The organism is Flavobacterium sp. AG291, from assembly GCF_003350375.1.
In the GTDB taxonomy this organism is placed as follows: domain Bacteria; phylum Bacteroidota; class Bacteroidia; order Flavobacteriales; family Flavobacteriaceae; genus Flavobacterium; species Flavobacterium suzhouense.
Genome location: NZ_QQAR01000014.1, coordinates 22,358 through 32,184 on the forward strand (window position 1 = coordinate 22,358; position 9,827 = coordinate 32,184).

The 9,827-nt window shown below is 35.4% G+C and carries 4 protein-coding genes; 3 read left to right on the plus strand and 1 reads right to left on the minus strand.

Annotated features, from left to right (window positions below; translation table 11 throughout):
* Nucleotides 1-183: 183 nt before the first annotated feature.
* From DEU42_RS14185 to DEU42_RS14195, 3 genes are read left to right on the plus strand one after another with little or no spacing between them, the layout of a single operon-like run.
* Nucleotides 184-3,819, plus strand: a complete 3,636-nt coding sequence (locus tag DEU42_RS14185; protein WP_147278131.1) for a hypothetical protein — start codon at nucleotides 184-186, stop codon at nucleotides 3,817-3,819.
* A 23-nt stretch (nucleotides 3,820-3,842) separates the two neighbouring features.
* The gene (locus tag DEU42_RS14190) at nucleotides 3,843-7,889 is read left to right on the plus strand and encodes a DUF6443 domain-containing protein (RefSeq protein WP_233506698.1); all 4,047 of its coding nucleotides are present in this window, start codon (nucleotides 3,843-3,845) and stop codon (nucleotides 7,887-7,889) included.
* Nucleotides 7,890-7,894: 5 nt separating this feature from the next.
* On the plus strand, nucleotides 7,895-8,356 hold the full coding sequence (locus DEU42_RS14195) for a hypothetical protein (RefSeq protein WP_147278132.1): 462 nt from the start codon (nucleotides 7,895-7,897) through the stop codon (nucleotides 8,354-8,356).
* An 897-nt stretch (nucleotides 8,357-9,253) separates the two neighbouring features.
* Here the strand turns inward: DEU42_RS14195 and DEU42_RS14200 are convergent.
* Nucleotides 9,254-9,721: a GNAT family N-acetyltransferase gene (locus DEU42_RS14200; protein ID WP_158537885.1), complete on the minus strand. Its 468-nt coding sequence runs from the start codon at nucleotides 9,719-9,721 to the stop codon at nucleotides 9,254-9,256.
* Nucleotides 9,722-9,827 lie beyond the last annotated feature (106 nt).

Consider the following 9,827-nt stretch of genomic DNA (forward strand, 5'->3'; position numbering starts at 1 on the left):
GATTGATTTACGCAAAAATATTGATATAAAATAAATTACGCTATTTTAATATTACAATTTTCTTGTTATAAAAACACAAAATTTATTTCATTTTGTGATAATGAGGTTTTCAGTAAAAGTGTTTACCTTATTTATAATATTTTTATTGACAATATTTTACTTACAAATCTTAACCAATTGAAAATGAATTTAATTTTAAAATCCAGGGTAGTCTTGGGCTTGGTGTTTTGTCTTTCGCTCATTACACCTACGTTACTTCGGGCACAGACTTTACCTACAAACGCACCAAGGTCAATTGAGGGGCAGTTGCCTGAAATAACCCCTCCTTCACCTACGGTGGCAAATTTAATGAAATTTGAAGAAGTGCCGGTTAATAACTATAATGGTATTCCTGATATAAGTATTCCATTATATAGTGTTGATACGCATTCCAAAGATGTAAAGCTTGACATAGCTTTAAAGTACCATCCCTCTTCAGTAGCTGTTTTGGAAACAGCATCCTATACAGGATTGGGCTGGAGTCTTTTTGCCGGAGGAACTATCTCAAGAACCGTTAAAGGCGCTCCGGACGAGGGCGTGGATGCTGAGGGTACTGGTGCGAATAATTATCGAATCGGGATTTTTCAGGATAATATTGCCGATGCAGGAGAAAGTTATTTGGTTAACAGGTATGAACAAGTGCTTGGCCTATTGGGTGCTAACCAGTCCTTAAGCCTGGAGCAATTAAGGATGATTGGTAATTTTGGATGGAATGTGTGCCAAAAGGGCTGGATGGACACCGAGTATGATCTTTACCAATATAATTTTATGGGTTATACCGGCAGGTTTATGATCAAAAGAAATCCTGTGACTCAACGACTGGAGCCCATAAAGCTTGACAACAATAATAATATGAAGATTGTTTTCAATTATACACAAGCTCAAGCTCAATACGGAGCCAGTTTTTTTTATGATTATACTTTTGATGGTTTTGACCTCTTTGATGATAAAGGTTATAGGTATTCATTTAATGCAAAAGAGATAACAAAAGAAAGTATTTATAATTCTTCATTACCTTTTGGTGGAGGATCTGCTGGTGCTTCGAGTTCAACATTAAATTATATAAGTGCGTATAATCTAACCGCAATATATGACAATAATGATAAGATTATTGCTCAGTTCTTTTATACAGATGCGGTAGAAGAAGTGGAAATGGAAAACTCAACCCAGAGTTCTATCACTACCGAGCCATATCATTCTTTAGCTAGTGCAGGTTTTCAGATATACGGTCTTTTACCGCGATCGATCACACAGAAAACAAGAACCGAAACTACAACAAAAAAGTTATCATTAATTGAAGTGACAGATAAGGCCCGAATCAACTTTTACACGGGTTTGGGAAGAGAGGATAGTAACCTTAATAAAAATACTAATGAATTGGCTCCAAAGTTAGATTCGATAGTTGTGAAGAACTGGTATGGTGAAAGAATCAAGCAATACAAGTTTACGTATGATTATCTTACCATAGCGGCAGGTCAAAGTAGCCTTTCAAGGCTTGCACTTTCAAAGATTACGGAGAAAGATTGTCGATATGGTCTAAATAGTGAGCAAGGTAAAGAATTGTCACATGTGATGAATTACAGGTTCCCATATGCCACTTCTCAATTAGGATTAAAGAGGGACTATTGGGGGTATTTTAGTCAGAGACCCTTTGGTAGTAAACGCACCGACGAGAAGTGGTGTTCTACGCATGTTTTGGAAAGTATCATTTATCCTACAGGGGGCAGTGTTGTTTTTGACTGGGGCCCTAACACTTATTCATACGAGGGAGACAAGGAGATCACAGATTTTACAGTTGATGATGCTTCTGAACAATTCTTGTTTGAGATGGAGATCCCTGCAGATGGCGAGGTGGGGATTTTTCCACTGGACCCGCAAATAGATATTCATCAAATTTATTTTGTTCCGGATTCTCCTGTTGATGGGGGCGAAATTTACATAAGGCCTGAATTTAATAGATTCGGACAGTCTCTTACTACATTAGGTGATAATTATCGAAATGACGGCACGGCAAGGACAGCTACATACTCCTTAAAAAGTGATGTTAAATATTATGTCTCTTATACATCTCCTGATGGTTATACACCTATTAAATTAAGAGCCTATTGGGACATAGCTAACATAAATCCTCTTGATAGTCTATGGTTAACAGGCGGAGGGCTGCGAATCAATAAAATTTCGTATTATGCCGATGCTAACCAGGCTAATACACCCAGTAAGGAAAAGCGTTTTAAATATACAAAATTCGATGACCCACAGAGAAGCAGTGGTTCTTTGGTTTCTCCTTTGCCGCTCTACAATTATGATCAAGCAAAGGAAGCCTATGTAGCAGCGAGTGGAAGTTCGGGTCCGGGAGGAACGATTAGAGATCCCTTTCACTTAGAACCTTTACAGAATTTATCTTCTACAATTCCACCGGTAGCGACCTCAAGCCAGGCATTTATGGTAGTATATCGTAATCAAACGCTTCTGAATAACCTTAAATATATTCGGACCCAGGGATCGGATGTAGGATATAAAAATGTTACTGTTTATGAGACTGGAAACGGAAAAACAGAATATACATATACTTCTCCAATAGACTATCCCGAGATAGATTTTTCGGTTAGACCACCCTTTTACTTTCCGTTAGATAAGGACTATAAACGAGGGCTACTGCAAAAGGAAAAACAGTATAGTCAGGATATATCTTTTATCACACAATACAAACCCGTGTCTGAGAGTATCTATGAATACCATATTATTAATGACAGTATCCCGGGATATGAAGGCAAAATTCATGTAGGGTATCAGATGCCACCCAGCCCATCACCGATGGCTTCGTCTTATGGTTCGTATGATCTTTTCAAGGAAGCGCTCAGTTATGATCCTGATTGGGGGACAAGTTACGATTTGTATGCATTTCATTCTCTGGGGCAAGAGATGGAGGCTCACTTTGGTTGGCCAGTGCTTAAGAAAAAAACAACCAATAATTATTTTTATCCTACCTCAAATTCATCAGCACAAATTGTATCGTCATACGAGGAGTACAAATACAATTTTAATTTGAAAAAGCTAGCGGAATCTTCTACTGTTACCAGTAAAGATGAAGTGCTTAAAACATTAAACTTTTATGACAACAACCATGCTAATAGAAACCGTATAGGTGTTTTGAGAGGAACCGAATCATATAGGGATAATATATTGACAGATAAAAAATCGATAACATTCTCCAATACTGCCTGGGGATCTGAGAATATATCATTTCTGCCTAAAACTATTTCAATAGGTAAAGGAAATATTACTCCGGAGCCAAAGATTCAGTTTCTTAGATATGATAAATACAGTAATCCTGTGGAGGCGAAACAGGAAGATGGTAAGAGCGTTTGTTATATATGGGGATACGACTCCAGTTATCCTGTTGCTATTATAGAAAACATGGATTATAGTACTTTGGTATCTAATACGTCATGGATTGGATATGTCAACAATGCGATTGGTTATTCAAACCTTAAGCCTGGGCAATCCCAGTATTCGCAAAAGACAACATTGATGCTGCAAAGCCTTAATAATCTTAGAGCTGCGCTTCCTTCTGTTTCACCCGTTACAGCTTTTGCATATAAGCCACTGGTTGGAGCAATTGCGAAAATAGATTCCAGAGGTAATAAGACCACTTATTCTTATGATGGCTTTGGAAGGCTGGAGGAAGTTAGGGAGAAGGAATTTAATGAGTCTAATGCCAATGAAGTCGGTAACCTTATTTCCAGGAACATATATAATTTTAGGCCAAACTCAAACTAATCCAGCACTAAAGAATCATTATTATGAAGAAGATATTTTATATACTGTTTTTGATGCCTATGATGGTTTTAAGCCAAAACGATAATTTAAACTACGTAAAAACCGAAACCTACACCAGTGAAAATGGTGTTCAGAAAAGAGAGAGTGTTACCTATTTTGATGGGTTGGGAAGGCCAATACAACAGATAGCAGGTAAAGCTTCTCCAGCCAGTAAGGACATTATTACCCATATTGAATATGACCAGTATGGGAGGCAGGCAAAAGAATACCTACCATACGAGGCCTCCGGTAATGCCTTGCAGTTCGACCCGGAGTCATTATTGCATACACAACAGTTTTATAATACTCCTAAATATGAAAATACTACAAACCCTTACGCGCAACAGTTTTTTGAGAAATCACCATTAAACAGGCCTACAAAAACGGCAGCTCCGGGTGAATTATGGAAAGGAAATCCATCCAATAACAATGATCATACCATAAGGTTTGATTATCAGACGAATAGTATAAATGAAGTAGTGAAATTTAATGTGAGTTTCCCGGTAGATACTGAGAATCCGGAATTAATTATAGATGATTACTATGCTCCTAATAAACTGTATAAGAATATTATAAAGGATGAGAACTGGACTACACAAGATGGGAAAAGCAAGACGACCGAGGAATTTAAAGATTTTGAAGGAAAACTGATTCTAAAGCGAAACTATACCAGAGAGCCGGATAAGAATAATCCTTCTGTTATGGTAGATATACCCCATGATACTTACTATGTGTATGACCGCTACTCAAATCTTACGTATGTTATCCCTCCATTAGCTGTAGACAAATTTACAAATATTGGTAATTACACATATGCAGATGTGTTGAACTTATGTTATGAATACCACTATGACTACCGAAACCGTTTGATTAAAAAACATATACCGGATAATGGCTGGACTTATATGGTATATGATAAGCTTGATAGGCTTGTAATGACGCAGGATGAGAACATGAGAGCTAAACAGGCACCTGAACACAATTGGTTTTTTACCGGATATGATGCATTGGATAGAATTGCTCTCACAGGTAGTTATTATTCGGCGACTCCATTTCAAAATCTCAGGGAAGGATTTGCTACACAACCTATAGTGAATGAAACCAGAAGTCAGACGCCTGTGATTAACAAAGGGATGAAGGTATTCTATAACAATACTGGTTTTGGTTATGAAGGTCCCACAGTTCTAACGGTTAATTATTATGACGATTATGCTTTTGACTACAAAATGTATGAAGCAGGTTTTGCCGGTGGTGTCTACATGCCTACAAGTAGTTTTTATGGAGAATTTACTACTAAAAATAAAGGATTGGCGACTGGTAATGTAGTAAGGATACTTGATACAGAGAAATGTATTACCAGCTTTACCCGTTATGATAAAAGAGCCCGCCCAATGTGGCAATGGAGTTATAATGAGCAATTGAACGCATGGAATAGCCTGGATTTCAACATTGACTTCATAGGGAAGATGATTGCAACGGTTAGCAGAAATAAGACAGGCAACAATGATATAATAATGCTTTTGGATTATTTTACCTATGACAATGCTGACAGACCTTTAAAACATACTCAGTTTGTGGGAGGAAATTTACAAAGTTTAGATGAGATCGTAGAAAGTCCCACTAAAGTTTATGAGATGATCTCCTGGAATAAATATGATGCTTTAGGGGTAATGCAACAAAAGAAAGTAGGCGGAAAAATAAATGGTGGAGTAACATCATATGCTCCTTTCAATGCATTACAAACAGTTGATTATACTCAAAATATACGAGGTTGGCTATCAGGTATTAATGGTGTGACGGATGATAGTACAAGTACAAATGATCTCTTCGCCTTCAAACTTGATTATGCCGGGCTTTTTAACGGTAATATATCAGGGACGGCATGGAAAACGGTACTAAATACTTCATTAAGAACGTATAGTTATGAATATGATGGCTTAAACAGGTTAACCCATGCAACATATAATCCGGGTGACTTGAGTACAGAAAATTATACTGAGGGGCCTATTGAATATGATAAAAATGGAAACATAACCAAACTTCAAAGGAAAGGAAATGCCTATTCAAACGTATTTGATACAATTGATATACTTAATTATGCGTATAAACCTCTAAGCAATCAGTTATTAAATGTTACTGATATCTCCGGGTCAGGCAAAGGCTTTGGCGATAGTTTCACATCACAGGGTAACGATTATGATTATGACTCAGCAGGGAATTTAATTAAAGACCAGAATAAGGCTATAACAGCTATCGCCTATAACCATCTAAATCTACCTAAAGAAGTAGTTAAAAACAACGATGCGAATCAGAAGATCGAATATCTATATGACGCTTCAGGTTCAAAAGTCCAGAAGAAATTTACCAATGGAGCAGGTAATTTAACAACTACAAATTATTCGTATGGGTTTGTTTATGAAAATAATAATCTTCAGTATTTTTCACATCCGGAGGGTTATGTGAAAAAAGACAGTGATGGGACTTTTTCGTATGTTTATCAATACAAAGACCACCTGGGTAATGTCAGGTTAAGCTATAGTGACCTTGATAAGGATGGTGGGATAAATGATACATCTTTATTTTATGATGGTTTTGAAGATAGTAGTAGCTGGACCGGAGGTTATGGAGAGAATCTAGTATTTGATAATACTGTAAAAAGAAATGGTAATTATTCAGCTAAGCTAGTATGTAATAACAATGTGTCATCCTACAGGGAAAGTGATTACAGAATTAATATTGATAATATTGTTGCCACACAATATACCTTTACTGCCTGGGTGAAAGGAAGTGGTAAGGGACAGATTACTTTATTGATGCTGCCAATAGTTGATGGTAATTATTACAGTACAATATTACCAACTCAATCCGGATCAGATTGGCGACAGATTTCTGGAACTATCTTAGTTCCAGCAAGAACAAAACAATTGATAGTAAGGTTAGATATAGTTGGTAATGGTGAGGTTTGGTTTGATGACGTTAGTCTAAAGAAAACAAATGCGCCAAGCGAAGTTGTTGATAATAATGACTACTATCCTTTTGGTTTACAGCATGAAAATAACGTAACTTTATCAGGAGGAAATACGACTGCACAGAAAATTAAGTACAATGGAAAAGAGCTTCAATACGAGCTGGGGCTTGGCTGGTACGACTATCATGCACGTAACTATGACCCTTCAATAGGAAGATGGTTTAATATTGACCCATTGGCGGAAGTATCAAGAAGGTATTCTCCTTATACTTATGCTCTTGATAATCCTGTTTACTTTATCGACCCTGACGGGATGATGGCTACGGAAAATGAGGGTGTGGATATTGGATATGGTAGGGTGAGAACGGCAGAACAACTTAATACAGCTGTTGATGGCTCTTATTTTAGGCCGGGGAGTGAAACCAAACCAAACCAAACGGGAAGGTTTTCTAGATATTTGGAAGATATTTCACAAGCATTAAATCGAAATGATAATGAGCCTCCTGTTCATTTTTTCGGAAAGGGAGGTGGTTCTGCTGCGATGTCTATAGTTAGTGCTTTGGAGAAGAAATTTCAAAAAACAGGTCATGACTTGAATTTTTTTGCGGTAGGACATGGATCTGATTTGACTGGCGCGATTTGGAATATGGAGCCAAATGCAAGTAATGATGACTATATTGATTCGGCACAGGAGTTAGATTACTATATGAAACAAAAAAGTCCCTCTTTTAAAAAAGCGGTTGAAGAAAAACAGCCATTTACTCTTACCTTATTGATTTGTTGGTCCGCTACTTCTTTATCTGAAAACGGTTCGTTAGCAAAACAGGTATCGTTGTTATATCCTTGGGCAACTATATCTGGTTTTGATGGGAGAGGACATTTTAGTGCGAAATCTGGTAAGTTGGTTTTGGAAGGTTTAAGCCATAATAAAAGGCCTGAAGGGTTTAGCGGTGACATGCCTAATGATAGAAAAGGCACAATGGTTTATTATCAAAATGGTGTTGAAACTTATAGGATTTCCTCTAATACTGCTGCTGCTGCTGTAAGTGCTATATTAAATTAAAAATTATGAAAAAAATATTTTTGATAGGTATTTTATTTTTGTTTGCATGCAAACAAGATAGAAATATGAATGATGAAAGCAAAAAAATAGATGCTAAGCCCATGAATAGTAGTTTTGTTGCTTCTTATAATGATAAAGTTAAAATTAATAAGCTTTTTAAAAGTGTATTAGTTGAGGGCGATACTATAGCTTTTAAAGAACTCAAATACATTTTTATGATTAGCGAGCATTCGGCTGATTTTCTTTATTTTTCAACTATTATGGCGGAAAAATATAATTATGAGCCTGCTTTTGAAACTAATTATCAAATTTTAAATGCTTCAAAAGAGAAGGCAATGCAAAATTTAGCCATCTATAATCTAATTAAATCATATGAATTAGGAAATCGTGGTAATGTTCAAAAGTTAAACAAACTATTCCCAAATGGTATTCCTAATTCTAAAGATTGTTTTGAAAGTAATCGTTGATAGAATTATATTGGTAATATATCAATCGGTTGTTGCATAATTGTTGAGAAAACATTTATAGAGAACAGCTTTTAAGCAACAATCTGAATTAAAGTATTAATTCAGATTATTTTATTATATAAGTTATTAAAACATATAAAACTGTTAAAATGAACATAGTATTTTAAATGTATAGATGATAGTTTAACCGTTTCCAGATCAAATGTATGCCTCGCAACAATAACCTGTAAAGTTATAATAAGTTGCACCAGAGCACCACCATCTTAAGTGGTTATTAATGATGTAGATGCATTTCGTTTATGGTGGTTAGAGATGTCAGTCATAAACTTGCTGGCTATAATGTTGTATTTGAGATCTGTTGATGGGCTGTTGTCGGTTATAGAATTGTTTAAAGCAACAAGCTCTTTTTAGCGATATGAGATTATGTATCTCATTGTTTAATAGTTTTTTAATTATATTTACTATGAATTAAATTGTTTGTAAAGTAAATAAGTAGTTTGTTACTATGGCCGCTTTCGCGGCACAATGCTTCTTAAAATATGGTAAACATAGCATTAATATGGGGTTATGCGAAGAGTTCAACCCCCTTCCTAAAGTTTTAAATCCTTTTATAATAGAAAATAAGAGGAGTCGGATATAACTTTCGTATATTTGCTTAAAATTATATCGTTCTTTAAATCAAGGTGTTATAAAGGTTTAAGTTGTGGCGAAATCGTGGCAAAGTAAACGGAAAATATAAGGAACTTAGCATTTATGCAGGTTTTACGGATTGGGTTCGACTCCCATCTTCTCCACAAAGAAAAACCGCAATATGTTTATAATTAAATAATTGCGGTTTTTTGTTTTGTAAAATTGTACGATTTCTGTACGATTTGGAGTGTTGCCTTTCAAATGTACTTATAAATTGAGTTTCATAAATGTATTTTTATCGTTTAAACTGAAACCTTTCGAAGTAAAAAACTCTATTGTTCTTTTATCGGGATTATTTAATTGACCATCTATAATTTTTACATTATTTATTCTCGCATCCTCAATAATAAAATCCAGTAATTTTTCCCCAATCCCTTTATGTCTATAATGAGGGCTTATAAATCGTCTTAAATCTAAATAATAATTTTTAAGTTTAAATACGCTACCAAAACCAATTATTTCATCATGTTTTTTGACTACAAAAAACTTAGGTGCAATTTTCTCCTTTAAGCCATTAAAATCAAAAATAAGATTATTCGTTACGACACTTGAAAATGCGCTATAAAATTCAGACAACTCCTTGACATCAGTCTCATTATCATAAATTATTATAGTATATTTTTTTTCACTTTTGATTTGTAAGGTACTGTAATTTTTCCTTTTAATAACATGCAATATGTTGTGTACAGCGTTGCATACATACTTTGCACAGATTTTAAAGATGTTATTTTTTTTGTTACTGTTATTCAAATTTGTGAAGGTAGTGCCTTAAACATGCGGT

Bases quoted from the DNA above. Each gene is read 5' to 3' on its own strand.
- DEU42_RS14185 (WP_147278131.1), top strand. From the start codon at position 184: ATGAATTTAATTTTAAAATCCAGGGTAGTCTTGGGCTTGGTGTTTTGT.
- DEU42_RS14195 (WP_147278132.1), top strand. From the start codon at position 7,895: ATGAAAAAAATATTTTTGATAGGTATTTTATTTTTGTTTGCATGCAAA.
- DEU42_RS14190 (WP_233506698.1), top strand. From the start codon at position 3,843: ATGAAGAAGATATTTTATATACTGTTTTTGATGCCTATGATGGTTTTA.